Raw genomic sequence first — 23,399 nt, forward strand, 5'->3', positions numbered from 1 at the left:
CCAGCTAGTGGCCGATTTAACGCAGCCGAGTCCCGCGCCCGGCGACGCATCACGAAAAGTTACAAAGTGCCACTAAGCAAATGGCGTTTCGGTTTTTGGCTAACCGCGGGGCGCCGCGCAATCCGCTTGACGGTTTTGGCGTGTTGCGCCCGTGGCGCGCGGGATATATCGCTGTGCGTCACCTGGGTCTTCGGGCTCGGGGCTACCCAACTCGCGCCGACCGCGTAGGCTCTCACGAAGCAAGCCGAGAGACCACGCTAACCCGGTCCGTTCCGGCTCCCACGAATCACCGCACCAGCGGGCCGCATGGTGTGCGGCGGTGTGGCTGGGAGCGTCAGTGTTCCGGGGCCGATTGAGGTGCAAATTTGGATACGGTACTAGGGGTATCAGTCACGCCGACCACCGTCGGGTGGGTCCTCGCTGACGGACATGGCGCAGACGGCACGATCCTGGACCATCACGAGTTGAAGCTGCCCCGCGGACGCGGCGTGCGGGCGGTGAGCACCGCGGAGCAGGTGGCAGACGAGGTATTGCGGGTTGAGGCGCTGGTGAGCGCGAGCGAGCGCCGTCTGCGGGTCGTCGGCGTGACCTGGAACGACGAGGCGTCGGCGGAGGCCGCGCTGTTGTTGGAGGCCCTGACCGACGCGGGTTTCGAGAACGTGGTGCCCATTCGCTACCTGGAAGCCGTCGACACGCTCGCCAGGGCCATCACGCCGGTCATCGGCTACGAGCAGGCCGCGGTGTGCATCCTCGAGCAGGAGTGGGCCAACGTCGTCATGGTCGACACCAATGACGGCGAGACGCGCACGGCCGTCAAACTTGTGCGCGGCGGCTTTGACGGGCTGACGTCCTGGCTGAGCGGAATGTTCGACCGCGACGGATGGCGCCCCGCGGGCGTGCTGGTGGTCGGTTCGGACCTCGACATCAATGCCCTGTCCTGGCAACTCGAAAAGACTTTGCCGGTACCGGTTTTCGCGCAGAGCATGGCCCAGGTGACGGTCGCCCGCGGCGCCGCGCTGGCGGCGGCGGCCAGCACCGAGTTCACCGACGAGCAACTGCTTCTCGAGACGGCCAACGAGCCCGCTCCCGCGCCCGCCGTCCGGTCGCGGCACGTCTCCTACGCCGGCGCGGTGACCGCGTTGGCCGCCGCTGCGGTCACGTTCGTCACGTCGTTGTCGCTGGCGGTGGGCCTCCAGTTGGTTCCCGACAACGCTTCCGATACGGCAAATCACCCGCCGCGTACCTCGAGGCCACCCATCGAGGCGGCGCCGACGGCCCCGCCGCCGCCCGCCCCCCGGGAGGGGGTGCGGCCGATGTCGCAGGTGCAACCGCCCGCCGCGCCCGCGGCGCAGCCCGTCGCGCCGATGGAACAACAGAACGCGACGTCGGATCCCGACGGCCACCCGCCCGCGGTGGCACGGGTGCTCGAACACATCCCCGCCGCCTACGGCGACTCGGACTCGCAGCCGTAGACCGCGCTGAACGAAACCGTCACCTCGTCGGCGACCTGCACGGAGCCCATCAGCAGCGAGAACGGCTTGATGCCGTAATCCGATTGGCGGACCGCGGATTCGGCGGACATTCGCCACGAGTCGCCGAGATCGTCGGTGCGCAAATCGATTACGTGGTCTTGCGACACCCCGCGGATTTGCAGCGTTCCGCTGAGGCGATACCCGTCGTCGGTCTTGTCGATAGCGTCACTGCTGAATCGGATTTCGCGAAAACGGTTGGCGCTCAGCGATTTCAACGCGTTGGAGCGCACGACGGCCTTCTCGGGTCCGGACAATCCCTTGACCCCGCCCTCGCCGCGCACGACCTGGAATGACTCGGCGTCGACGACGAGCTCGGCGGTCACGGGTTCGCCGCCATCCCAATTCACCGTGGCCCGCCAACGCGTCATTGCGATGGTCAGCCGGTGGCCCATGCGCGCGGCCCTGCCCGTCACGCCGGTGCGAAGCCGCAACTCGCCGTCGGAAGCGTCAAACGTCCACGCCATCACATGGTGAGCACGGTGCGGTAGTGCGCGCGGCCCTGCTCCAACGCGGCGTAGCCCTCCGCGGCCCGCGACAGCGGCAACTCCTCGATCCACGCCCGCACGCCGGACAAGACCGCGAAATGCATTGTGTCCTCGACATCTTTGGCGGTCCCGGAGGGATGGCCGACGATGCTGACGCCCGGCGTGATGAGCTGAATGGGGCTGATCGGCAAAGGTTCCGGCGTGACGCCGACGGTGACCAGCTCGCCGCGGGGCGAGATGCCGCCGACGGTGGCCGCCATGGCACCCGAATTGCCCGCGGTCGCCAGCACCACCGCCGCACCGCCGAGAGCCCTCAGCGCTTCGGCCGGGTCGGCGGCGGTGGAGTCGATGTAGTGGTGGGCGCCCAGTTTTCGCGCGTCGTCGGCTTTGCCGGCTCCGCGATTGATCGCGATGGTCTCGAAGCCCATTGCGCGGGCGAACTGCACGCCGAGGTGCCCCAGCCCGCCGACGCCGAGAATCGCAACCCGGTCGCCGGGCACGGCCTTGGTGTGGCGCAGCGCGTTGTAGGTGGTGACGCCGGCGCAGCCCATCGGCGCGGCTTCCGCGTCGGAGAGCTCGGCGGGAATTCGGGCCATCGCGCTGGCCGGTACGGTCACCGATTCGGCGTATCCGCCGGGGTATTGGTAGCTCGGGACTTTGCCGTTCTCGCAGTGGATGAATTGGCCCTTGCGGCACTGATCGCAGTGGTAGCAGCACCCGCCGAACCAACCGACCGCCACCCGATCACCGACGGCGAAACCCTCGACGCCCTCGCCGAGTTCGGCTATGGTCCCGGCGATTTCATGCCCGGGAGTCAAGGGCCAGGACATGCCGGGGAATCCACCGGAGACGAAGTGGGCATCGGTGCCGCAGATGCCACAAGCGCGCACGGTGATGCGGGCCTCGTCGCGCGCCGGTGGCGTGGTTTCGACCTCGACCAGCTCCAACGGTGCGCCCGCGGACTTGACGTGGACCGCTCGATGCGTGGACACGTTATTTCCCCGTCGTATTTTATTGCGCGACGGGGCATTTCGCAGCCCCACTGCCTTGATAGTCGACCTGCCAGTGCTTGATCCCGTTGAGCCAGCCGGAGCGCAGCCGTTCGGGTTTGGCCAGTGGTTCCAGGTTCGGCATGGTGTCGGCGATCGCGTTGAACATCAAGTCTATCGTCATCCGCGCCAGGTTGGCCCCGATGCAGTAGTGCGCGCCGGTGCCGCCGAAGCCGACATGCGGGTTGGGGTCACGCAAAATGTTGAACGTGAACGGGTCGTCGAACACTTCCTCGTCGAAATTCGCTGAGCGGTAGACCATTACCACCCGCTGACCCTTCTTGATCTGAACGCCGGACAGCTCGTAGTCCACCAGCGCGGTGCGCTGGAACGACGTGACCGGGGTGGCCCACCGGACGATCTCGTCGGCCGTGGTGGCGGGGCGCTCGCGCTTGTACAACTCCCACTGGTCGGGGAATTCGGTGAACGCCATCATGCCCTGGGTGATGGAGTTGCGGGTCGTCTCGTTGCCCGCCACCGAGAGCAGGATGACGAAGAAGCCGAACTCGTCGTCGGAGAGCTTGTGGCCGTCGACGTCGGCCTCGATCAACTTGGTGACGATGTCGTCGCCGGGATTCTGAGCCCGGTCGGCGGCCAGCTGCATGGCGTAGGTGATCAGTTCCACCGAGGCGCCCATGGCGTCATTGCGGGCGAATTCGGGGTCCTGGTCACCGACCATCTGGTTGGACCAGTGGAACAGCTTCATCCGGTCTTCCTGGGGCACTCCCAGCAGGCCGGCGATGGCCTGCAACGGAAGCTCGCACGACACCTGCTCGACGAAGTCGCCGGAGCCTTGCGCCGCCGCGTCGGCCACGATGCGTTGGGCCCGCTCGTGCAGATCGTCGCGGAGGCGCTCGACGGCCCGGGGCGTGAAGCCTCGGGAGATGATCTTGCGCAGGTGGGTGTGCTGCGGCGCGTCCATGTTGAGCAGCACGAACTTGCCGGTGTCGCGCTGTTCACGCACCGTGCCCTCGCGGTAGCGCGGCAACGCGGTGTTCTCCAGACTCGAGAAGACGTCGCTGCGCCGGGAGATTTCCTTGACGTCCTTGTGTTTGGACACCACCCAGAAGCCGCCGTCGTCGAAGCCGCCGACGCCGTCGGGTTGCTCGTTCCACCAGATCGGCGCGGTGCGGCGCAGCTCGGCAAGTTCTTCGACCGGCAAGCGTTCGGCATGGATGTCTGGGTCGGTGAAGTCGAAGCCGGGAGGCAGATTGGGGGTTGGCATGCGGGCCACTCCTCGATACGAATCCGTCTAGTTGTCTTTCAGTGCCAAATAAACCATTGGTACGCCCCAGTTGGGAAGCGTTAGAGCAAGATCGGCGAAGCCGAATTGGAACGTGTTCAGGTTCGACGGTCTTGTGGCGCGCCCCGCAACGATTAAGCTTTGTTCCAGGTCACCGGCCGGTATGGGCCGCACGGCACGACAGCGAGGGTGGGACATGATTCGCGAACTACTCGCCAGCACAACGATTACGGGGGCGATCACGGGCGGCGCGGTCGGCCTGGCGCCGGTCGCGGCCGCCTACGAGGGCGACGTACCGGGCATGAACCCGCAAGCGTCGCTGGGCGCGCCGTGCGACAACTACGAGCGCTTCATCTTCGGGCGCGGGCCCAGCGGCCAAGCCGAAGCGTGCCACTTCCCACCACCCAATCAGTTCCCGGCAGCGACCGTCGGCTACTGGGTGATCTCCTACCCCCTGTACGGAGTGCAGCAGACTGGCGCGCCCTGCCCGGGCCCGCAAAGCGCGGCACAGACCCCCGACGGGCTGCCGATGCTGTGCCTGGGCGCCCAGGGCTGGCAGCCGGGCTGGTTCACCGGGGCAGGGTTCTTCCCGCCGTCCGGTTAACTCGATGACATGAGCGCCGACGGGCCAGTGCAATCACCAGTTCCACGCTGGCTGCGGCTCGTCCTGGCCTCTGATCGCGCCGGCTCGGCGTGGTACATCGGCACGGGCTTCTTTTTCGCACCGGTGCTCGCGGTGCTGTCGCCGTGGCCGACGGTCACTGCCGTGCTGTGGGCACTCATCGCGCTGGCCGGTTTGGTGCTCGGCCTGCTCGGAATCGCGATGGCCGTCGGGTTGGCGCGAATACTGCGCTCCGGCAAGGAGATACCCGAGGAGTACTGGCTCTCTCTCATTCACTCCCGTTGACCTGGCCTTCACCAGACACGGCGAAGATATCCCCGCCCTGCTTGCCTCACCAGGCCGCGTGATGTGTTCCAAAGGCGTGTGGAGCAACTGGCACCGGCCGTAGCTCCCCTGAACCTGGCCAGTTGGTATGTCCCAGGTGGCGTGGCGGCAAAGGGCGTCTAGTGGCCCTGCGCCCCTTCTTGGCCGAACAGCAGTCCGCCAGCGCCGCCGGCTCCTGGCTTACCTGGAGGCGTGCCCGTTCCCGCGTCACCACCGTCGCCGCCGTTGCCGATCAACCCGGCGTCGCCTCCATCGCCTCCGTCGCCCCCATTGTCCGGACTGTTACCACCGCCGCCACCGGCGCCGCCGCTGCCGAACAGTCGGGCGTCGCCTCCATCGCCTCCGACGCCGCCCGCGAAAGTACCGCCACCACCGTCACCACCGGCGCCGCCGTTGCCGATCAACCCGGCTGTGCCACCGTCACCGCCGACACCACCGGTTTGTCCTAGATTGCCCATACCGCCCGCACCGCCAGTGCCGAACAGGAACCCGGCATTGCCGCCGTCGCCACCGTCACCGGCGTTCATGCCTGGGCCCCCCGGCCCCGCCGTGACCGCCATTGCCGCCGAGGATCCCACCGTTGCCGCCGACGCCGCCGAGGCCGCCGCCGTTGGAACCGTCTCCGCCGCTTCCGCCGGCACCGCCGGACCCCCAAAGCCTGCCAGCACCACCGTTGCCCCCGGCGCCGCCGACGTCGCTGTCGCCGTCGCCGCCGCCGCCGCCCGCACCGCCTGCACCGCCGAACGTGCCGGCGTTGCCGCCGTTGCCGCCATGCCCGCCACTGTCGGCCCCTTCTCCGCCCGCGCCGCCCCTTCCGCCGTTACCGAACAACCCGGCCGAACCGCCATTGCCGCCCACATGGCCGTCACCCAGCACGGTCTCGTCGGCCGCCCCGCCGTTACCGCCGTTGCCGACCAGGACCCCGCCCGCCCCGCCGCGACCGCCGTCGGCGGTCAAGCCGCCCTTGCCGCCGTTGCCGCCGTTGCCGATCAGCCCGGCGTCCCCGCCGTTACCGCCAGCCTGGCCGGTGTGCCCGGTGGCACCGTTGCCGCCGTTGCCCCAAATCAACCCGCCATCGCCACCATCGGCGCCGAGGGCCGCTCCGTTGGCGCCGTTGCCAAACAGCGCACGCCCGGTCAGCAACAGGAACGGCGAAAACGGCGCACCACCGACATCCGTAAACGCCGCCACCGACGCGTTAACCGCCTCCGCGGCCGAATACAAATGACCACCTGCGCCCAGCGCCTGCACGAACGCACTGTGAAACAGCCTTGCCTGAGCGCTCAACGCCTGAAATGTCTGGGCGTGGTTAGAAAGCAGTCCGGCAATCGCCTCCGACACCTCATCAGCACCGGCGGCCAGCAACTGCGTCGTGGGCAATGCCGCGCCCGCGTTGGCCGCGCTGATGGTCGAACCGATCCGCGCCAAATCCGATGTCGCTGCCGACACCGCCTCCGGCGCCACAATCACGAGGGACATCCCTAGCCTCCAATCACTGGCCTGCGAACAACCAGGCATCTACCTCGATCGTCATTCCCACCACAGCGACGGCACGGCGACCAACCTCGACGTATTTGACATCGGTGGACATCTCATGCTAGGCACCAGCGCCCCGTATTGATAGGTGGAATTCACAAGACACATCGAATGCCGAAATTCCGCCGCTGTGGGCGCGGTCACGTCAACCGCCGACGTCTAGAGTCGAATCAAGCCAACGAATAGGAGACCCCGATGGCCTTCAACCCTAAAGATGCCGTCGACGCGGCGAGGGACATCGCGACCAATGCCGTCGAGAAAGCCTCAGACATCGTCGAGCACGCCAGCGACATCATCCGCGGCGACGTCGCGGGCGGCGCCAGCGGCATCGTCCAGCACTCGATCGACATCGGCACTTACGCGGTGGAACGGACCAAAGAGGTGTTCACCGGCAAGGAAGAGGCCGAGGAGTAGCCGACCTTAAACGGCGGCGGCCTCGTTGAGTTCGTCCAACCGCGTCGTCGCCTCCAGGTACTCCTGCACCCAGCGTTCGATGACGGTCGCGCTCTTCTCGACCTTGGTGAACTGCCCGACGACCTGACCGACCGGGTTGAACGCGACGTCGACGGATTCGTTCGGGTACCTGTTGGTGGCGCGCACCGCCATGCCGGACACCATGTACTGCAGCGGCATGCCCAGCGGCTTGGGGTTGTCCGGCTGCTCCCAGGCCTCGGTCCAGTCGTTGCGCAGCATCCGGGCCGGCTTGCCGGTGAACGAGCGGCTGCGGACGGTGTCGCGGCTGCCGGCCTTGATGTAGGCCGCCTGCTGCACCGGCGTGTTCGAGGACTCCTCGACCATCAACCACTGCGATCCGGTCCAGGCGCCCTGGCAGCCGAGCGCCAGGGCCGCGGCGATCTGCTGGCCGCTGCCAATGCCGCCCGCGCCGAGGACGGGGAGCGGAGCGACCTCCTTGACCACCTGCGGCCACAGCACAATGGAGCCGACCTCGCCGCAGTGTCCGCCGGCCTCGCCGCCCTGGGCGATGATGATGTCGACCCCGGCGTCGGCGTGTTTGCGCGCCTGCGAGGCGGAGCCGCACAGCGCGGCCACCTTCAGCCCGGCCGCGTGGATGTGCTTGATCATCTCGGCCGGCGGGGTGCCGAGCGCATTGGCGATCATCTTCACCTTCGGGTGCTTGAGCGCGACCTCGACCTGGGGTGTGGCGGTCGCCTCGGTCCACCCCAGCAACTGCAGGGTGTCGCCGTCGCTGTCCTCGACCGGCACGCCGTGATCGGCGAGGATCTTCTTGCCGAAATCCAGATGTTCCTGCGGCACCATCTTGCGCAGCGTCTCGGCGAGCTCCTCGGCCGACAGGTGGGAGTCCATGCCCTCGTATTTGTTCGGGATGACGATGTCGACGCCATAGGAGTGGTCGCCGATGTTCTCGTCGATCCAGTTGAGCTCGATCTCGAGTTGTTCGGGTGTGAACCCGACGGCCCCGAGCACGCCGAAACCACCGGCCTTGCTGACCGCGACGACGACATCGCGGCAGTGGGTGAAGGCGAAGATCGGAAACTCGATGCCGAGTTCGTCGCAGATGGCGGTGTGCATGCCTGCTCCTGGGCGCTCGCAGAAACTGAAACGTGTTCTAGTTTAGTACGCGCGGACTGGGGATGGCCAGACAGGTCAGATCGCCAGGCTGTGCGCGGCCCACAGCACCAGGAACGCGAGCATGCTGCTAGCGCAGACGACGTGATCTCGGCAGATGGCGCGCGCGAGACGGGATTGTTCGCGTGCATCGTCGGTGCGCCGCCCCAGGCGAACCGCGGAGGGCACCGTGCGCGTGAGCGCCAGCAGTATCGGTACCGCGGCCAGAATCGCCGAGGTGGTCAACAACCAGCCGGGCTCGTGTCCGCGGACGGCCTGAAACCCCAACGCGCCCAACAAGATCAGCATGACGAGAACGATCAGCCGGCTCATCGGCCGCGAGGTGGTGGTCGCCCTACGGTAGTAGGCGGCAATGGAATCGAGGACGGGTTCGGGGACGTCGATGCGGTGCCGGAGCACCTGAACGTCGAAAATGAGGTCCATCCACAACACGGCGAGCAGGAATGAACTGCACGCCGTCAGCACTGGGGCCATAGCGCTCACCTCCTTCCGGTAGCGCGGCCAGCAGAGGCCGAAGCTTGAGCGCGCTCGAGGACGGGATCACCCGCGATTCTGCAAGCAATAACCTTGATCGGCCGCGCGGCTACGCGGTAGCGTAGTGCTGCCAATTACGAAACTAGGAGTAGCGTAATTCGATGCGCAGCCGTTACGCCGGTCAGCCCTTCACCACGCCAACAGACGAGATCGCGGCCGCGCTGGAGGATGTCAGCATTCCCACACTGCTGCTGTCGCTCGTCCACATCACCGGCGACCCCCGATTCATCCGCGACTTCAAGCAGATGGGCGTCTTCCTGAACGAGGTGCAAGGGTTCATGTCGGAGGAGGAGAAGGCCCGGGCGCGCGCCGAAGCCCTGGCGGTGATCACCGACTACCGGGACCGCGGTTGCCCCGAACCCGAACCGCTCAACGCCGAACTCATCCGGGAAATGATGGACTGGGCGGCCTGCGAGCACGTGCCCGACGACTACGTTCCGTTGATTTGCGAGGAGCTGGACCTCGAGGGCGTCGACCCTCGCCGGCCGGCTGCCCTGCCCACCGAACGCACGGATGACCTCCCGGTACTGGTGATCGGATGCGGCGAATCGGGCATCCTGGCGGGAATCCGGTTGAAACAGGCCAACATCGGCTTCACCATCGTGGAGAAGAATCCGGGGCCGGGCGGAACATGGTGGGAGAACAGCTATCCCGGGGCCCGGGTGGACGTCGCGAACCATTTCTATTGCTACAGCTTTGAACCGAACAACGACTGGACGCATTTCTTCGCCGAGCAGTACGAACTGCGCGACTACTTCACCAAGGTGATCGACAAGCACGACTTGGCCGAGCACATCCGGTGGAACACCGAGGTGCTCGGGACCGAGTGGAACGACGACGACGGTATCTGGACGGTGTCGCTGCGCTCGGCCGACGGCCAGACCAGCACGGTAACCGCGCGGGCCGTCATCACCGCGGTCGGTCAGCTCAATCGGCCACACATTCCCGAGATCCCCGGCGCCGACACGTTCGAGGGTCCGTCGTTTCATTCGGCGGCCTGGGATCACTCGGTGGACCTGACCGGCAAGCGGGTCGCGCTGATCGGGGCCGGCGCCAGCGGCTTTCAGATCGCCCCGGCGATCGCGGACAGCGTCGAGCACCTCACCGTATTCCAGCGCACCGCCCAGTGGATGTTCCCCAACCCGATGTATCACGACGAGGTCGGCGACGGTGTGCGCTGGGCAATGGCGCACCTGCCGTTCTACGGTCGCTGGTACCGGTTCCTGGTGCTGTGGCCCGGGTCCGACAAGGGTCTCGACGCCGCCGAGAGCGATCCGAACTACGCCGACCAGGACCACGCGGTCAGCGACATCAACGCCGGCGCCCACATGATGTTCTCGCAGTGGATCACCAGCCAGATCGGCGAAGGGAACGAGCTGCTGGCCAAGGTCATGCCCGACTATCCCGCGTGCGGCAAGCGGACGTTGCAGGACAACGGCAGCTGGCTGCAGACACTGCAACGCGACAACGTGGAACTGGTCCGCACTCCGATTCGTCAGATCACCGCCCGCAGCGTAGTCACCAATGACGGGGTGACACACGACGCGGACGTCATCGTCTATGCCACCGGCTTCCGGCACACCGATGTGCTGTGGCCACTGAAAGTGACCGGCCGCAACGGAATTGACCTGCACGAAATGTGGGGGAGCCGACCGTACGCCTACCTCGGCATCACCGTGCCGCATTTCCCGAACTTCTTCATCATCTACGGGCCAGGAACGCATCTCGCGCACGGCGGCAGCCTCATCTTTCAGTCCGAACTGCAGATGCGTTACGTCGACCAGTGTTTGGCACGACTGTCCGACCCCACAGTGCACTCGATGGAACCGACGGCCGAAGCCGCCGTCGACTGGCACCAGCGGACACAGACCCAAATCAAGAAAATGGTGTGGGCGCATCCCGCGGTCAAGCACTCCTACTTCAAGAACGCCGACGGGGAGATCCACACCGTCAGTCCATGGCGGCTCAACGAATACTGGGCCGCGGTACGCGAGCCCGACTGGTCACAGTTGGTAATCCGAGACAGAAAGTGAGCACGCCGCCATGCGCTCAGTAGTTGTTGACGGACCGCGCAGCATCAGCATCGAAAACCGGCCCGATCCAACACTTTCCGGCCCCGACGGGGCGATCGTCGAAGTCACGGCGGCCGGCATCTGCGGATCCGACCTGCACTTCTACGAGGCCGACTTTCCGCTCACCGAGCCGCTGACGGTCGGCCACGAAGCAATCGGCACCGTCGTGGAGACCGGGCCGGAGGTGCGCAACGTCAAAGTCGGTGACCAAGTCATGGTGTCGTCGGTGACCGGCTGCGGCGCGTGCGCCGGCTGTGCCACCCGCGATCCGGTCATGTGCTACAACGGTTTTCAGATTTTCGGCGGCGGCGTGCTGGCCGGGGCGCAGGCTGATCTGCTCGCCGTGCCGGCCGCCGACTTTCAGCTGCTCAAGATGCCCGAGGGCATCACCTCCGAACAGGCACTGCTGCTCACCGACAACCTGCCCACCGGCTGGGCGGCGGCGCAGCGCGCCGACATCCCGTTCGGCGGCACCGTGGCGGTGATAGGCCTGGGAGCCGTCGGGCTGTGCGCGCTGCGCAGCGCGCTGTTTCAGGGCGCGGCAACGGTCTTCGCCGTCGATCGAGTCGACGGCCGCCTGGACCGCGCCGCCCGCTGGGGAGCGACGCCGGTCAAGGCGCCGGCGGTGGAGGCCATCCTCGCCGCGACGGGCGGGCGCGGCGCCGACGCGGTGATCGACGCCGTCGCCACCGACGCATCCCTGACCGACGCGTTCAACGCGGTACGACCCGGCGGCACGGTCTCGGTCGTCGGCGTGCACGACATGAACCCGTTTCCGCTCAACGCCCTGGGCTGTTTGATTCGCAGCATCACGCTGCGCATGACCACCGCGCCGGTGCAGCGCACCTGGCCGGAACTGATTCCGCTGCTTCAGTCCGGCCGGCTCGACGTCGACGGCATCTTCACCACCACACTGCCGTTGGACGACGCGGCCAAAGGTTACGACGTCGCGGGCTCACGCTCCGGCGACAGCGTCAAGGTCCTTCTGACGCCCTAGCCGGTGCCGCAGCGCGCGCACCGGCCTCCGGCGAGCCCGCGAGGCAAGGCACATCACCGGCCAGCCGTGCGCGGCGGCCGCGGCGGCCAGCCCGGATCGCGGGTTCACCGGTCGCGGACACCCGACCAGCGACATCGACGCGGCGTCCTCGTCACCGTCGGCGTAGAAGTAGCTGTGCTGCAACGCAATCCCGTTGTCGTTGCAGAACTGTTGGACCGCCGCGGCCTTGGTGGTGCCCCAGACAACCGGTCTGACGATCCCTCCGGTCAGCCGCCCGTGCTCGTCGAGCTCGAAATGGTTGCACTGCACGTTGGCGATACCGAGGAAGCGGGCGACCGGCAGCGCCTGGATGGACAGCGCCGACGAGCTCATCACCACGGTGTGCCCACGTTCCTGATGCGCCCGAACGATGTGATGCATGTGTGAATAGAGCCGTGGTGCAACACGTTCCACGAAGAGCCGTTGACCCAACTCGTCGAGCTCGGCGAGCGCCTCACCACGCAGGTATCCGGCGGCCCGGACGATCATCCGCTCGAACTCGAGCCGGCCGAATTTGTAGCGGAGCGCGGCGTCGAAGACGCCCAGAAGCTCGCCGAAACCGGCCTGTCGGCGGCGGATTCGGTCCCCGACATGGACGGCGGCGGTGAATCCATCGACCAGCGTGCCGTCCAGGTCGAAGAACGCACCGACGCCCGGACCGGGTGGACTGGCGCCGATTTCGGCGAGGGCTTGCGCGGGCGAGAACTTCATAACCTGACCGCCGTGATGTACTCCGAGTGCATGAAGCCGTCGATCTTGACATCCACCTCCGGCGGCGTCATGCCATAGCCCGACTGCAACTCCAAGGTGTTGCGGACCGGGTCGACGGCCCAGCCGTGTGCGGCCAGCCAGCCCGCGGTGTCGAACTTGGGCTCATACGTCAGCGCGGAGAAGTCCACGCTGCCCGACATGTTGACGCCGGGGTGTTCGGCTTCCAGCGCCGCAAGCCGGCCGTGGTCCAAGCGTGTTCCCAGCGCGCCCACCGCAACTCGGCTGCCGGATGCGCACAGCTCGCCGATCCGGGCAAACAGTGTCGTTTGTGCGTCGTCGGTCAGGTAGGGCAGGATCCCCTCCACCGACCAGGCGCTGGGTTCCCGCGGGTCGAATCCGGCCGCCTGCAGCGGTGTTGGCCAATCGGTGCGCAGATCGGCCGCCACCTCGCGGCGGCGGGCCTTGGGCGTGGCGCCATGCCCGTCGAGCACCCGCGCCTTGAATTCCAGGACTTTCGGTAGGTCAATCTCGAAAACGGTTGTGTCGTCCGGCCATTCGAGCCGGTAGGCCCGAGAGTCCAACCCAGCGGCGACAATCACGGCCTGACGTAGGCCTGCCGCACTGGCGGCGTTGAAGAAATCGTCGAAGAATCGGGTCTGCACGCCATAGAGGCGGGGGAACGCGGTCTCGTCCACGGAGGTGCCCGGGTCGGCCAACACGCCGGCCAGATACGGGTCCTGGGAGGCTGTTATGAAAAGTTTCGCGTAGTCGTCACGGACCAGCGGTTGCGGGCTCACCGCGTGCACGGCGCGCCAACCCGCCACCAGCAGCGCGGTGTAGCCCACGCCGCTGACGATGTCCCAGTGGTCGTCGTCGGAACGAAGCGACCCAAATTCAGGTGATGCGGATGACGTGAACGCCACTAGCCCTCCCGAAACGCAGCCGTGCGCACCAAAGTACCCGCGACTGCGCCCTCAGAGCTCCAAAATCACGGTTACTGGGCCGTCGTTTACCAATTCGACATCCATGTGCGCCCCGAACACGCCGGTCTCCACCCGGGCACCCAATCCCCGCAGCGCCTCCACGAACGCGGCCACCAGCGGCTCGGCGACCGCGCCGGGAGCGGCCGCATTCCAGGACGGCCGACGACCTTTGGCGGTGTCGGCGTACAGCGTGAACTGACTGACGACCAGGATCGGCGCGCGGACGTCAGCCGCGGACTTTTCGTCGGCGAGAATACGTAGGTTCCAGAGCTTTTCAGCCAGGCGGCGCGCCTTATCGGGGTTATCGGTGTGTGTGACACCGACAAACGCCAGCAGTCCCTGGCGATCCGGCCGGATGGCACCGACCACCTGGCCGTCGACCGACACCGCTGCTGACGAGACCCGTTGCACCAGAACGCGCATGGGCTCGATGCTGCCAGGTAGGCTCGTCGAATGTCTGTGCTGGTCGCGTTTTCGGTCACCCCGCTCGGCGTGGGCGAGGGTGTCGGCGAGATCGTCGCCGAAGCGGTTCGCGTGGTGCGCGATTCCGGGCTGCCCAACAAGACGGATTCGATGTTCACCGTGATCGAAGGCGATAGCTGGGAACAGGTGATGGCGGTGGTACAACGCGCGGTCGAGGCCGTGGCCGCTCGCGCGCCGCGGGTCAGCACGGTGATCAAGGTGGACTGGCGGGCCGGGGCGACCGACGCGATGACGCAGAAAGTCGCTTCCGTCGAACGGCACCTAGCCCGGCACTAGGCCCCCACCGCGGCTCGAAAGGCCTGATCGGCCGCGTCGCCGTGGACCGCGAACACCACCCGCTCCAGCGAGCCCGGCCGGTGCCGGCGCACCGCGTCGACCATCAAACGTGCGGCCTCGTCGAGCGGGAAGCCGCCGACGCCGGTGCCGAATGCCACCAGCGCCAGCGAACGGCACCCCAGCTCATCGGCCTTGCGCAGGGTGGATTCGGTGGCTTGGGCGATGATTTCAGCTCCGCAAATTTTCAAGGTCGGGCCGCCCAGCTCCATCGTCGCGGCGTGAATCACGTAGCGCGCCGGCATGTCGCCGGCCGTCGTCTCGACGGCTTCACCGAGCCCGATCGGCGCCTTGGCGGTGGATTCCCGCTGCACCGCGGGACCGCCGGCGCGGGCGATCGCCGCGGCGACGCCGCCGCCGTGCCGCAGTTGGGTGTTGGCCGCGTTAGCGATCGCGTCCAGCTCGAGCTTGGTCACGTCGGTTTGGGCTACCTCTAACTCGATCATCGGCCCAGTGTCCCTCGCCACTGGGGTAGCTTGGCGTGAGCCGAGGAAATTCGGCCGCTAAGGAGGCAGACTCATGGCTCGATACGCAACTCCCGCATCGGTGGGAACCTCGTGACCGGCGAGGGTCAGCCCGGCCAGCCCGGTCAGCCAGGTCAGCCTGGGCAGCCAGGTCAGGGCGGCCGGGGCGGAGCCGGAGGAGCCGGCGGGGCCGGCGGCAGGGGAGGTGCCGGCGGCGCCGGAGGTAGAGGCGGCGACGGCGGTCGCGGCGGCGACGGGGGCAGGGGCGGCGACGGCGGTCGCGGCGGCGACGGCGGCGCGGGCGGTCAGCCCGGTGCCGGCGGTGAGGGCGGTGCCGGCGGGGCACCCGGACCCGGCGGTCAGCCCGGCCAACCGGGGCAGCCGGGCCAACCCGGCCAACCGGGCAGCCCCGGCGACTGAGGCTTACCGCTCGCGCAGCTTGCATGCGTAGGCTCATGCCGGTGAGCGCACGCGCGGGCATCGTTGTCACCGGAACCGAAGTCCTCACCGGCCGCGTCCAGGACAAAAACGGCCCCTGGATCGCCGACCGGCTGCTGGAGCTCGGCGTCGAGCTGGCCCACATCACCATCTGCGGTGACCGCCCGGCCGACATCGAGGCGCAGCTGCGCTTCATGGCCGACCAGGGGGTGGACCTGATCGTCACCAGCGGCGGCCTGGGGCCCACGGCCGACGACATGACCGTCGAGGTGGTGGCGCGTTTCACCGGCCGCGAGCTGGTGCTGGATGCCGAGGTCGAGAACAAGATCGCCAACATCCTCAAACGCCTGATGGGGGCGCGCAACGCCGCCCTGCAGCCGGGCAGCTTCGACTCGATCAGGGCGGCCAACCGCAAGCAAGCCATGGTTCCCGCCGGCGCCGAGGTGCTCGATCCGGTGGGCACCGCGCCGGGCGTCGTCGTCCCCGGCAGGCCGGCGGTGATCGTGCTCCCGGGTCCGCCGCGCGAGCTACAGCCCATGTGGCACAACGCAATTCAGACCGCTGCGGCACAGCAGGCGATCGCCGGCCGGACGGTGTACCGGCAAGAGACCATCCGGATGTTCGGGCTGCCCGAATCGGGGCTGGCCGAAACCCTGCGTGACGCCGAAAAATCGGTATCCGACTTCGGCAAGTTGGAGATCACCACCTGCCTGCGGCGCGGAGAGATCGAGATGGTCACCCGCTACGAGCCGGACGCCGCCGATAGCTACGCCCGCCTCACCGAGCTGCTGCGCGAAAAGCACGGACACCAGCTGTATTCCGAGGACGGCTCGCATGTCGACGACCTGGTCGCGCGGCTGCTCGCCGGCCGCCGCATCGCGACCGCGGAATCGTGTACCGCGGGGCTGCTGGCGGCCCGGCTCACCGACCGGCCCGGATCGTCGGAGTACGTGATGGGCGGCGTGGTGAGCTACTCCAACGACGCGAAGGTCGAGCTGCTCGGCGTCGACCCCGCGTTGATCGAAACCCACGGCGCGGTGTCCGAGCCGGTGGCCGAGGCGATGGCATCGGGCGCCCTCAAGCAGTTCGGCGCCGACACCGCCGTCGCGATCACCGGAATCGCCGGACCGAGCGGGGGGACGCCCGAAAAGCCAGTCGGCACAGTCTGTTTCACGGTCAGGCTCACCGACGGCGCCACGACGACGAGGACACTGCAGCTCCCGGGAAACCGGTCCGACATCCGCGAGCGTTCCACGACGGTGGCGATGCACCTGCTGCTGCGCGCGCTCAGCGACGTCGAATCGGGCTCGAAGACAGGCTAGGTCCTCACACGACTTGCAAGCCGGCCGGAACCCGCTGCGGATCGCGCCAAAAGGCGTCGTTGCGGAAGCGTTTGAACAGATCCGGCGGGAGCAGGGTGTCGCGCTGCTCGGCACTGACCTTGGGCCGCACGGCGTGCAGCCCCGGAGTGCCGGCACGCTCGTCGAATTCGGTGACGTCGTAGTCGACGTGGTCGAAATCGTGCTCGAAGGGCGGCTCGCCGAGGAAGGCGTAGATCGCGTCCATCGTCTTGGCCGGGTCGCTGCTGAGCGTTTCGTACTGCACCAACAAAAGACGGCTTCGTTGCGCGCCGTAGCACGCCTGCTTGAGCGCGTCGTAGGGGCCACCGACGATGCCGTCGGGGGCTACCACCGCGTTGGCGCGGGTGTACACCGTGCCGCCGGCGCTGTAGTTGAACATCGACGACGGGCTGAACACATTGCGTTGCACCAGCCGCTCGATGCTGTCGATCACCCACGGCAATTCCCTCACGCACGCAATAACTTTCGCGTCGGGGAACAGCCGCGCGATCGCCGGCATCCACCCGCACCAGCCGCGGTTAGTGTCGAAAATTATGTCGGCGGGAGAGCCGGCATAGAAGCTATCGAACAGCCCGCGCAGAATGCGCTCGCGCTTGGCGTCGTCGATGAACACCGAGAACTGGTTGCGCGCGCTCATCTCACCCAGTAATGCGCCGAACAGACCGGCCAGCGGGCCCGACATCCCCGCCTCAAACCGCGGGTTCTGCCGCAGCAACGCCGCCAGCAGAGTCGAACCGGAGCGCGGCAGGCCCGAGATGAAGTGAATGGCAGCCATGCCGCGCCTCCTTCAAACAAGTGTCGGGCCGGCGGCGTCGCCTTCCGGACATCGAGTCCCCCCGCGATCGGGGCCATCGTAACTGGATCGCACCCGCGACGGGCCGGCTTTGGGTGAGGCGACCATTACCCCGCTGCGCGATGCTCTCGGCGCCCCGCCGCCATCGCGATTAGCTCACGTCGCTTCCGTTGGCACGAAAGCGGTTTCGTCGGTGCCGAAACGAATTCCGGTCGCGTCCTTACCGATGAATGTCAGCGTGGCCACGGCGAGCAGTACCGGCACGATCGTGGCGGCCAAGGCGAACGGGTAGCCGTGCGACTCGGCCAGGCGCTCCTGAATCGGCAGATTGAACGCGGCAAGCAGGTTGCCAAGCTGGTAGGTCACACCGGGGTAGAGGCCACGAATGGCGTCCGGCGACATTTCGGTCAGGTGCGCCGGAATCACACCCCAGGCCCCCTGGACGCAGAGCTGCATTAGAAACGAGCCGAGGCACAACATCGCCGCGGTGCGCGAGTAGGCGAACAGCGGCACGATCGGCAGCCCCAGTAGCGCGCAGAAGATCACGGTGTAGCGCCGGCTGAACCGCTGCGACAGCGTGCCGAACACCAACCCGCCGACGATGGCGCCCAGGTTGTACACCACCGCGATCCATTTGACGGTGACGCTGGACAGCCCGGCGCCGTGGTTGGCGGTCGCGCCGAGGAACGTCGGGTAGACGTCCTGGGTGCCGTGACTCATCCAGTTGAAGGCGGTCATCAGCAGCACCAGGTAGAAGAACCGGCGGATGATCGCGCCGTCGCGCAGCACGTCCCGGATTCGGGTGTTGGTCAGCTTCATCCGGTCCTGGGCGGCTTCCCATACCTCGGATTCCTGCACGCGGTAGCGAATGATCAGGCTGATCAAGGCCGGGATGATGGACAGACCGAACAACCAACGCCACGACAATCCCAGCCAGTTCATCACCACCAGCGATCCCAGGCTGGCCAGCAGGTAACCCAGCGCGTAGCCCTCCTGCAGCAGCCCGGAGAAGAAGCCGCGCCGCTCGCCGGGCACCTTCTCCATGGCCAGCGCGGCGCCCAACCCCCATTCGCCGCCCATGCCGATGCCGTACAACACGCGCAGGATCACCAAGATGGTGAAGTTCGGCGCGAACGCGCACAAGAATCCGACGACGGAGTAGAACATCACGTCGACCATCAGCGGGAGTCGACGGCCGACCCGGTCGGCCCACAGGCCGAACAACAGCGCCCCCACCGGGCGCATGACCAGGGTGGCCGTGGTGATGAACGCGACCTCGGCCTTGCTGTGGTGAAACGTCTTTGCGATATCGGCGTAGACGAACACCACGATGAAGTAGTCGAAGGCGTCCATGGTCCAGCCCAACATCGCCGCGATGAACGAGTTTCGCTGGTCGCCGGTGAGCTTGCCGGCCTGGGGAGTTGTCACGCCAGCATCGTGTCGTACTTGCAAGCCGTTTGACCAGACAACCCGCGAGAGTAAGTTGCCGAATTATGCAAATCATCGATGCCGATGGGCACGTCGCCGAAAACTCATCGCTGGCCGTCGAGGCGATCAAGCGCTGGCCGGACTACGTCAAACCCAGCACCGACAAGCGGTTGCGGTTGATGTTCGAGGGCCGCAACTATCCGGAGGACGAGGGCCCCGGCGCCGGTTGCCCACCCGAGCATGGCATCACCAAGGCGCCCGACGTCAACTGCCGGACGGCCGAGGGTGTGGTGGGGGACGCCGACCGCGACCACATCGACACGATGGTGCTCTATCCCAGCCTCGGGCTGTGCGTGCCCAGCCTCGAAGACCCTGAATTCGCTGCGGGATTCGCCCGGCTCTACAACCAGTGGATCGCGGATTACTGCGCACCGACGAACGGCCGGTTGCGCGGCGTCGCTGTCACCCCGATCGAGCACGGGCAGGTGGCCATCGACATCATGCGCGAGGCCAAGGAGCTCGGGCTGGTGTCGACCCTGGTCCCGCCGGCGCTTAAGACCCGCAACCTTGACCACCCCGATCTTGACCCGTTCTACGCCGCCGCCGTCGAGCTCGAAATGCCGCTGGGCGTGCACGGCGCGCCCGGCATTCACCTGCCGAAGATCGGCGTGGACCGCTTCACGAATTACATTCAGGTGCACTGCATCAGCTTTCCGTTCGACCAGATGACGGCGATGACGGCGCTCGTCTCGGGCGGCGTCTTCGAGCGGCATCCGCGACTGCGGGTCGCGTTCCTCGAGGCGGGCGCGGGCTGGGTCCCGTTCTTCATGGACCGCCTGCACGAGCATTACGAGAAGCGCGGCGACTGGATCGAGCGCGGCTGGCGCCGCGACCCGCACGACTACCTGGCCGCCGGAAACATCTGGGTGACATGCGAACCCGAGGAGCCGATCCTGCCGGGCGTGATCGATGTGCTCGGCGCCGACTTCATCATGTTCGCCAGCGACTACCCGCACTGGGACGGCGAGTGGCCGGAAAGCACCAAGCATCTGCGCACCCGAACCGACATCAGTGAAGAAGCACGCGAAAAGATCGGCGGCTTGAACGCACAGCGCTTCTACAGCCTGAATTAACTGGCAAGATCACCGACATGGGCCCTTTTCTGTGGCGCGCCGCATTAACCGGTGTCGCGTTGTGGGTTGTCACGCTGTTATTTCACGGATTGCGGTTCGTCGGCGGTTACACCACGCCGCAGAGGATCGGCATCATCTTCCTCGTCGCGGTGCTGTTCGGTGTGGTCAACGCGTTCATCAAGCCGATCGTGCAATTCTTCTCGATCCCGTTGTACATCCTGACCCTTGGCGTGTTTCACATCGTCGTCAACGCGTTGATGCTCTGGATCACCGCTTCGATCACCACACACACCATTCACTGGGGTTTGGTGATCGACCATTTCTGGTGGGACGCGATCTGGGCCGCCATCCTGTTGTCGATCGTCAGCTGGACTCTGTCGCTGGTGGTTCGCGACGTCGGTCGCGCCGCCAAGAGGTAGTCAGCGGCCCTGCCATCGCGGCGCTCGCTTCTCGGCGAAGGCGCGCGGTCCCTCCTTGGCGTCCTGGGTCTCGAAAACCCGGTCGCTGTGCCGGGTTTCGTTGTCGTAGGCCGCATCCAGGTCAAGCGCCAGCCCCTCGACGGCAGACTGCTTGGTCGCGAACACCGCCAGCGGCGCGTTGGCGGCGATGCGCTCGGCGTAGTCGTAGGCGGCCTCCATCAACCGGTCGGCCGCGACCACCCGGTTGATCAATCCCATTTCCAGGGCGCGCTGCGCGTCCACCATGTCGGCGGTCAGCAACAGCTCCATCGCCAGCGCGTAAGGCAGTTGGCGGGGCAGCCGCACCGTGCTGCCACCGCCGGCGAATAAGCCGCGTTTGGGCTCCATGATCGCGAACCGCGCCTCGGGCACGGCGACTCGAATGTCGGTGCAGCCCAACATCTCACACCCGCCGGCGACGCAGGTGCCGTTGACGGCGGCGATGATCGGCTTGTACAGCGGGAATCGATGCAAGACGGCGTGGATGGCGTCGTCTTTGTTCCACCCGTCGGGCTGGGGTAGGTCACCGGTCAGCTCGGGGATGAATTTCTTCAAATCGGCTCCGGTGCAAAAGTCCCGACCGACGCCGGTGATCACCGCGACCCACGCGCCGGGATCGTCGCGAAAGGCGATCCACGCCCGTTTCAGATCGCGGAAATGCTCCATGTCGAGCGAATTGCGCGCCTCGGGGCGATTGATCGTGATGGTGGCAATGCGGCCGTCCAGCGCGTAGTCGATGCTCATATCGGTCGACGATATGCCTGGAGGTCAGCCCTTCCAGCCCATATGCTTAGCATCGCCGCAGGGTCACGGCTCACCGGACACGACGACGGGATTGCCGACGATGAGGACTCTCGCAACCGAAACGTTCCCGGCCTTCTGCAACAGCGGGCTGCGGTCCGTCACCGAATTGAACGGCTCGGCCGTCGTGATTCATGTCGGCGGCGACGTCGATGCCAGCAACGACACCGTGTGGCAACGCATGGTGAGCCGAACCGCCTCGATCGCCAGCGCGCCGGGGCCGTTCGTCGTCGACGCCCGGGCAATCGACTTCATGGGATCGTGCGCCTATGTCGCGCTCGCCAACGAGGCGGTCCGATGCGGGCGGCGCGGCGTCGAGCTGCGGCTCGTCAGCAGTCAGCCGGTCGTCGCGCGAACCATCGCCGCCTGCGGCTTGGGGCGCCTGCTGCCGCTGTATGCGTCGGTGGAAACGGCGCTGCTCAGCGAGCGCTGACCAGGCGCACGACGTCGCGCGCGCAGCCCCACGACAGGGTCACCCCGTTGCTGCTGTGACCGTAGTTGTGCACGCACAGCGCCCGCCCCAGCGGCTCGGCCTCCACGCGCACCGACGGGCGGTCGGGCCGCAGCCCGGTGATCGTCTCGATCACCTCCGCGTCGGCCAGGCGTGGCTCGATCCGACGGCAGCCCTGCAGGATCCGCTCAGTTATCTCGGGCTCCGCGGTGGTGTCCCATCGGTCGGGGATGCTGACGCCGCCGCAGACGACGCGTTGCGGATGAGGGAAGTAGCAAATCCATTCCGGGTCGCTGTTGATTTCCAGAAACAGTTGCCGCAGACCAGGATTGGTGACCACGACGTGCTGCCCGAACAGCGGCCGCACCGCGTCGTCGCCGACCAGCGCACCCGCGGCCAGACCGGTGCAGTTGACCACGATCGGTGCGGCATCGGCGGCCTCGGCCAGCGCGCGCACCGGGTGTATCTCGATCTCGCAGCCGGCCGCCGCCAGTCGCTGCGTCAGGTAGTCGAGGTAGTGCGGCATGTCGATCATGGGCATGGTGGCGCGATAGCCGGTCGCGACACCGTCGGGCAGCTCAGCGGGGTCGGCCCGACGAAGGTCGGGGATCAGGGCGGACGCCGACGACATCGCGTCGGCCCCGGACAGGTCGCCGGCCGCCAGGGCCGGCGCCATGAGTACCCCGGTGGTGGGGTCCTCGGCCAGCTCGCGGAACACTCGCAGCGAGTGCTCGGTCCAGGCCTGTGTCTGCACGGCACGTCCGGACGGCCGTGGGGGCGCCCACACCGCACCCGCCACGCGTGAGGTTGTCTGCTGGGGCGGCGCGGCGGCCCACACCCGCACCGGCCACCCGGCTTCAGCCAGGCTGATGGCGGACGTCAATCCGCTGACGCCGGCACCGACGACGACGACTTGGTGCCGCTCATTCGTCACGGACCGCTAGCCCCCGTCAGTTATGCGGCGGTGGCGGGCTATTCCCGCCGAGCAGCCCGTTCAGGATGCCGAGGGTGCCTGCCACACCCGGGGGCGGTGTAGTGGGGGGCACGACGGCGTCGGGAGTCAGCTGCCAGGGCTGGCAGCCGTCGGTCTTGAACGCCTTGTCGGTCGGATCGATCTGCACGACCTGTGGTTTCTTGCTGATGGCGTTGTCGATAAGGTTGCCGTCCGGGTTGCCGGTGCGCTTCCAGTAGCAGGTGCCGCTGCCGATCGGTCCCGCGGAGCTGTAAATGCCCGGTGCGATGTCGGACCCGACGGCGTAGGTGCCGTCCTTGTCGATAGTCGTTTTCGCCGCCGGCGCGGGCGCCGCCGGTGAAGACGCTGGTGACGGGGGCGGCGCAGGTTCCGGGTCGGCGCCGGCCAAACCGGCCGATGCCACCCAGCCCGCGACCATCACCCCCGCGGTGACCCACCGCGACGGACGCGTCAATGCCTCTGACCCCATAGAGGACCCCATAGAGGACCAATGTACCGGGCCACCGCAGCGGGGCACACCCGTTGACTCTGCGGCTATGGCGGAGAAG

At 67.1% G+C, this 23,399-nt stretch carries 26 protein-coding genes and 2 pseudogenes; 11 read left to right on the forward strand and 17 right to left on the reverse strand.

Annotated features, from left to right (window positions below):
• Nucleotides 1-365 precede the first annotated feature (365 nt).
• Nucleotides 366-1,472, forward strand: a complete 1,107-nt coding sequence (locus tag G6N66_RS13715) for a DUF7159 family protein (RefSeq protein WP_085234506.1) — start codon at nucleotides 366-368, stop codon at nucleotides 1,470-1,472.
• Here G6N66_RS13715 and G6N66_RS13720 read toward each other — a convergent pair.
• Genes G6N66_RS13720 through G6N66_RS13730 form a run of 3 tightly spaced genes read right to left on the reverse strand, consistent with a single transcriptional unit; the run spans nucleotide 1,445 to nucleotide 4,291 of the window.
• Nucleotides 1,445-1,996 (reverse strand): YceI family protein, encoded by a 552-nt coding sequence (locus G6N66_RS13720; protein WP_085234507.1) that lies wholly within the window; start codon nucleotides 1,994-1,996, stop codon nucleotides 1,445-1,447. The genes G6N66_RS13715 and G6N66_RS13720 overlap by 28 nt on opposite strands.
• Nucleotides 1,996-3,009 carry an alcohol dehydrogenase catalytic domain-containing protein gene (locus G6N66_RS13725; RefSeq protein WP_085234508.1) on the reverse strand — a complete coding sequence of 338 codons (1,014 nt, stop codon included), beginning with the start codon at nucleotides 3,007-3,009 and terminating at the stop codon, nucleotides 1,996-1,998. Before G6N66_RS13725 ends, G6N66_RS13720 begins: the two co-directional genes overlap by 1 nt.
• A 19-nt stretch (nucleotides 3,010-3,028) precedes the next feature.
• Nucleotides 3,029-4,291: a cytochrome P450 gene (locus G6N66_RS13730; protein WP_085234574.1), complete on the reverse strand. Its 1,263-nt coding sequence runs from the start codon at nucleotides 4,289-4,291 to the stop codon at nucleotides 3,029-3,031.
• 214 nt (nucleotides 4,292-4,505) lie between these two features.
• Between G6N66_RS13730 and G6N66_RS13735 the strand changes: the two genes are divergently transcribed.
• Together G6N66_RS13735 and G6N66_RS13740 are read left to right on the forward strand one after the other, a co-directional pair.
• Complete coding sequence (locus G6N66_RS13735; RefSeq protein ID WP_085234509.1) at nucleotides 4,506-4,913, forward strand: hypothetical protein; 408 nt, start codon at nucleotides 4,506-4,508, stop codon at nucleotides 4,911-4,913.
• 9 nt (nucleotides 4,914-4,922) lie between these two features.
• Nucleotides 4,923-5,216 carry a hypothetical protein gene (locus G6N66_RS13740; RefSeq protein WP_085234510.1) on the forward strand — a complete coding sequence of 98 codons (294 nt, stop codon included), beginning with the start codon at nucleotides 4,923-4,925 and terminating at the stop codon, nucleotides 5,214-5,216.
• Between the two features lie 158 nt (nucleotides 5,217-5,374).
• On the opposite strand, the pseudogene G6N66_RS30430 reads toward G6N66_RS13740, so the two are convergent.
• A pseudogene (locus tag G6N66_RS30430) lies at nucleotides 5,375-6,506 on the reverse strand (PGRS repeat-containing protein).
• Between the two features lie 6 nt (nucleotides 6,507-6,512).
• Nucleotides 6,513-6,773 (reverse strand): annotated as a pseudogene (locus G6N66_RS30435) (PE family protein); the annotation flags it as partial.
• A gap of 213 nt (nucleotides 6,774-6,986) precedes the next feature.
• Between G6N66_RS30435 and G6N66_RS13750 the strand changes: the two are divergent.
• Nucleotides 6,987-7,205 (forward strand): Rv1893 family protein, encoded by a 219-nt coding sequence (locus tag G6N66_RS13750; RefSeq protein WP_085234512.1) that lies wholly within the window; start codon nucleotides 6,987-6,989, stop codon nucleotides 7,203-7,205.
• A 6-nt stretch (nucleotides 7,206-7,211) separates the two neighbouring features.
• Here the strand turns inward: G6N66_RS13750 and G6N66_RS13755 are convergent, their stop codons facing one another.
• Nucleotides 7,212-8,342: a nitronate monooxygenase gene (locus G6N66_RS13755; RefSeq protein ID WP_085234513.1), complete on the reverse strand. Its 1,131-nt coding sequence runs from the start codon at nucleotides 8,340-8,342 to the stop codon at nucleotides 7,212-7,214.
• A 75-nt stretch (nucleotides 8,343-8,417) separates the two neighbouring features.
• A complete protein-coding gene (locus G6N66_RS13760) occupies nucleotides 8,418-8,873 on the reverse strand; it encodes a hypothetical protein (RefSeq protein ID WP_085234514.1) in 456 nt (151 codons plus the stop codon).
• Between the two features lie 161 nt (nucleotides 8,874-9,034).
• Between G6N66_RS13760 and G6N66_RS13765 the strand changes: the two genes are divergently transcribed.
• Both G6N66_RS13765 and G6N66_RS13770 read left to right on the forward strand, forming a co-directional pair.
• Nucleotides 9,035-10,966, forward strand: a complete 1,932-nt coding sequence (locus G6N66_RS13765) for a flavin-containing monooxygenase (RefSeq protein ID WP_085234515.1) — start codon at nucleotides 9,035-9,037, stop codon at nucleotides 10,964-10,966.
• A 10-nt stretch (nucleotides 10,967-10,976) separates the two neighbouring features.
• Nucleotides 10,977-12,002 carry an alcohol dehydrogenase catalytic domain-containing protein gene (locus G6N66_RS13770; protein ID WP_085234516.1) on the forward strand — a complete coding sequence of 342 codons (1,026 nt, stop codon included), beginning with the start codon at nucleotides 10,977-10,979 and terminating at the stop codon, nucleotides 12,000-12,002.
• Here G6N66_RS13770 and G6N66_RS13775 read toward each other — a convergent pair.
• Genes G6N66_RS13775 through dtd form a run of 3 tightly spaced genes read right to left on the reverse strand, consistent with a single transcriptional unit; the run spans nucleotide 11,961 to nucleotide 14,158 of the window.
• Nucleotides 11,961-12,752 carry an HAD-IB family hydrolase gene (locus G6N66_RS13775; RefSeq protein WP_085234517.1) on the reverse strand — a complete coding sequence of 264 codons (792 nt, stop codon included), beginning with the start codon at nucleotides 12,750-12,752 and terminating at the stop codon, nucleotides 11,961-11,963. The genes G6N66_RS13770 and G6N66_RS13775 overlap by 42 nt on opposite strands.
• Complete coding sequence (locus G6N66_RS13780; protein ID WP_085234518.1) at nucleotides 12,749-13,675, reverse strand: class I SAM-dependent methyltransferase; 927 nt, start codon at nucleotides 13,673-13,675, stop codon at nucleotides 12,749-12,751. Before G6N66_RS13780 ends, G6N66_RS13775 begins: the two co-directional genes overlap by 4 nt.
• Nucleotides 13,676-13,726: 51 nt before the next feature.
• Nucleotides 13,727-14,158 (reverse strand): D-aminoacyl-tRNA deacylase, encoded by a 432-nt coding sequence (gene dtd / locus G6N66_RS13785; RefSeq protein ID WP_085234519.1) that lies wholly within the window; start codon nucleotides 14,156-14,158, stop codon nucleotides 13,727-13,729.
• 30 nt (nucleotides 14,159-14,188) lie between these two features.
• Here dtd and G6N66_RS13790 point away from each other — a divergent pair, with 30 nt between their 5' ends.
• Nucleotides 14,189-14,494 carry an MTH1187 family thiamine-binding protein gene (locus tag G6N66_RS13790; protein WP_085234520.1) on the forward strand — a complete coding sequence of 102 codons (306 nt, stop codon included), beginning with the start codon at nucleotides 14,189-14,191 and terminating at the stop codon, nucleotides 14,492-14,494.
• Here the strand turns inward: G6N66_RS13790 and G6N66_RS13795 are convergent.
• Complete coding sequence (locus G6N66_RS13795) at nucleotides 14,491-14,997, reverse strand: macro domain-containing protein (protein ID WP_085234521.1); 507 nt, start codon at nucleotides 14,995-14,997, stop codon at nucleotides 14,491-14,493. The genes G6N66_RS13790 and G6N66_RS13795 overlap by 4 nt on opposite strands.
• Before the next feature lie 57 nt (nucleotides 14,998-15,054).
• Nucleotides 15,055-15,414: a hypothetical protein gene (locus G6N66_RS13800; protein WP_163645842.1), complete on the reverse strand. Its 360-nt coding sequence runs from the start codon at nucleotides 15,412-15,414 to the stop codon at nucleotides 15,055-15,057.
• A gap of 62 nt (nucleotides 15,415-15,476) precedes the next feature.
• On the opposite strand from G6N66_RS13800, the gene G6N66_RS13805 reads away from it, so the two are divergent.
• Nucleotides 15,477-16,775, forward strand: coding sequence for a competence/damage-inducible protein A (locus G6N66_RS13805; RefSeq protein WP_456320199.1), 1,299 nt, complete (start codon nucleotides 15,477-15,479; stop codon nucleotides 16,773-16,775).
• Nucleotides 16,776-16,779: 4 nt separating this feature from the next.
• Here the strand turns inward: G6N66_RS13805 and G6N66_RS13810 are convergent, their stop codons facing one another.
• Both G6N66_RS13810 and G6N66_RS13815 read right to left on the reverse strand, forming a co-directional pair.
• The gene (locus G6N66_RS13810) at nucleotides 16,780-17,589 is read right to left on the reverse strand and encodes a sulfotransferase family protein (RefSeq protein ID WP_085234524.1); all 810 of its coding nucleotides are present in this window, start codon (nucleotides 17,587-17,589) and stop codon (nucleotides 16,780-16,782) included.
• A gap of 174 nt (nucleotides 17,590-17,763) precedes the next feature.
• The gene (locus G6N66_RS13815) at nucleotides 17,764-18,975 is read right to left on the reverse strand and encodes an MFS transporter (protein WP_085234575.1); all 1,212 of its coding nucleotides are present in this window, start codon (nucleotides 18,973-18,975) and stop codon (nucleotides 17,764-17,766) included.
• A 125-nt stretch (nucleotides 18,976-19,100) separates the two neighbouring features.
• Here G6N66_RS13815 and G6N66_RS13820 point away from each other — a divergent pair, with 125 nt between their 5' ends.
• Both G6N66_RS13820 and G6N66_RS13825 read left to right on the forward strand, forming a co-directional pair.
• Nucleotides 19,101-20,168 carry an amidohydrolase family protein gene (locus G6N66_RS13820; RefSeq protein WP_085234525.1) on the forward strand — a complete coding sequence of 356 codons (1,068 nt, stop codon included), beginning with the start codon at nucleotides 19,101-19,103 and terminating at the stop codon, nucleotides 20,166-20,168.
• Nucleotides 20,169-20,185: 17 nt separating this feature from the next.
• Nucleotides 20,186-20,587, forward strand: coding sequence for a phage holin family protein (locus tag G6N66_RS13825; protein WP_085234526.1), 402 nt, complete (start codon nucleotides 20,186-20,188; stop codon nucleotides 20,585-20,587).
• Here G6N66_RS13825 and G6N66_RS13830 read toward each other — a convergent pair whose 3' ends face one another.
• Nucleotides 20,588-21,370 carry an enoyl-CoA hydratase/isomerase family protein gene (locus G6N66_RS13830; RefSeq protein WP_085234527.1) on the reverse strand — a complete coding sequence of 261 codons (783 nt, stop codon included), beginning with the start codon at nucleotides 21,368-21,370 and terminating at the stop codon, nucleotides 20,588-20,590.
• A 100-nt stretch (nucleotides 21,371-21,470) separates the two neighbouring features.
• On the opposite strand from G6N66_RS13830, the gene G6N66_RS13835 reads away from it, so the two are divergent.
• Nucleotides 21,471-21,860: an anti-sigma factor antagonist gene (locus G6N66_RS13835; RefSeq protein ID WP_085234528.1), complete on the forward strand. Its 390-nt coding sequence runs from the start codon at nucleotides 21,471-21,473 to the stop codon at nucleotides 21,858-21,860.
• Here G6N66_RS13835 and G6N66_RS13840 read toward each other — a convergent pair.
• Entirely contained in the window at nucleotides 21,847-22,812 is a 966-nt protein-coding gene (locus G6N66_RS13840) for an FAD-dependent oxidoreductase (protein WP_085234529.1), read from the reverse strand. The two genes, G6N66_RS13835 and G6N66_RS13840, sit on opposite strands and share 14 nt — an antisense overlap.
• Nucleotides 22,813-22,828: 16 nt before the next feature.
• Nucleotides 22,829-23,320, reverse strand: a complete 492-nt coding sequence (locus G6N66_RS13845; protein WP_085234530.1) for a hypothetical protein — start codon at nucleotides 23,318-23,320, stop codon at nucleotides 22,829-22,831.
• Nucleotides 23,321-23,399 lie beyond the last annotated feature (79 nt).

Origin of the sequence: Mycobacterium conspicuum (assembly GCF_010730195.1) — a bacterium.
GTDB classification, from domain to species: Bacteria; Actinomycetota; Actinomycetes; order Mycobacteriales; family Mycobacteriaceae; genus Mycobacterium; species Mycobacterium conspicuum.

Coding starts and splice junctions, on each gene's coding strand:
- G6N66_RS13755 (WP_085234513.1), bottom strand. CDS start 8,342: ATGCACACCGCCATCTGCGACGAACTCGGCATCGAGTTTCCGATCTTC.
- G6N66_RS13775 (WP_085234517.1), bottom strand. CDS start 12,752: ATGAAGTTCTCGCCCGCGCAAGCCCTCGCCGAAATCGGCGCCAGTCCA.
- G6N66_RS13815 (WP_085234575.1), bottom strand. CDS start 18,975: ATGTTGGGCTGGACCATGGACGCCTTCGACTACTTCATCGTGGTGTTC.
- G6N66_RS13720 (WP_085234507.1), bottom strand. CDS start 1,996: ATGGCGTGGACGTTTGACGCTTCCGACGGCGAGTTGCGGCTTCGCACC.
- G6N66_RS13820 (WP_085234525.1), top strand. CDS start 19,101: ATGCAAATCATCGATGCCGATGGGCACGTCGCCGAAAACTCATCGCTG.
- G6N66_RS13790 (WP_085234520.1), top strand. CDS start 14,189: ATGTCTGTGCTGGTCGCGTTTTCGGTCACCCCGCTCGGCGTGGGCGAG.
- G6N66_RS13730 (WP_085234574.1), bottom strand. CDS start 4,291: ATGCCAACCCCCAATCTGCCTCCCGGCTTCGACTTCACCGACCCAGAC.
- G6N66_RS13810 (WP_085234524.1), bottom strand. CDS start 17,589: ATGGCTGCCATTCACTTCATCTCGGGCCTGCCGCGCTCCGGTTCGACT.
- G6N66_RS13825 (WP_085234526.1), top strand. CDS start 20,186: ATGGGCCCTTTTCTGTGGCGCGCCGCATTAACCGGTGTCGCGTTGTGG.
- G6N66_RS13765 (WP_085234515.1), top strand. CDS start 9,035: ATGCGCAGCCGTTACGCCGGTCAGCCCTTCACCACGCCAACAGACGAG.
- G6N66_RS13830 (WP_085234527.1), bottom strand. CDS start 21,370: ATGAGCATCGACTACGCGCTGGACGGCCGCATTGCCACCATCACGATC.
- G6N66_RS13770 (WP_085234516.1), top strand. CDS start 10,977: ATGCGCTCAGTAGTTGTTGACGGACCGCGCAGCATCAGCATCGAAAAC.
- G6N66_RS13845 (WP_085234530.1), bottom strand. CDS start 23,320: ATGGGGTCAGAGGCATTGACGCGTCCGTCGCGGTGGGTCACCGCGGGG.
- G6N66_RS13795 (WP_085234521.1), bottom strand. CDS start 14,997: ATGATCGAGTTAGAGGTAGCCCAAACCGACGTGACCAAGCTCGAGCTG.
- dtd (WP_085234519.1), bottom strand. CDS start 14,158: ATGCGCGTTCTGGTGCAACGGGTCTCGTCAGCAGCGGTGTCGGTCGAC.
- G6N66_RS13740 (WP_085234510.1), top strand. CDS start 4,923: ATGAGCGCCGACGGGCCAGTGCAATCACCAGTTCCACGCTGGCTGCGG.
- G6N66_RS13835 (WP_085234528.1), top strand. CDS start 21,471: ATGAGGACTCTCGCAACCGAAACGTTCCCGGCCTTCTGCAACAGCGGG.
- G6N66_RS13760 (WP_085234514.1), bottom strand. CDS start 8,873: ATGGCCCCAGTGCTGACGGCGTGCAGTTCATTCCTGCTCGCCGTGTTG.
- G6N66_RS13735 (WP_085234509.1), top strand. CDS start 4,506: ATGATTCGCGAACTACTCGCCAGCACAACGATTACGGGGGCGATCACG.
- G6N66_RS13750 (WP_085234512.1), top strand. CDS start 6,987: ATGGCCTTCAACCCTAAAGATGCCGTCGACGCGGCGAGGGACATCGCG.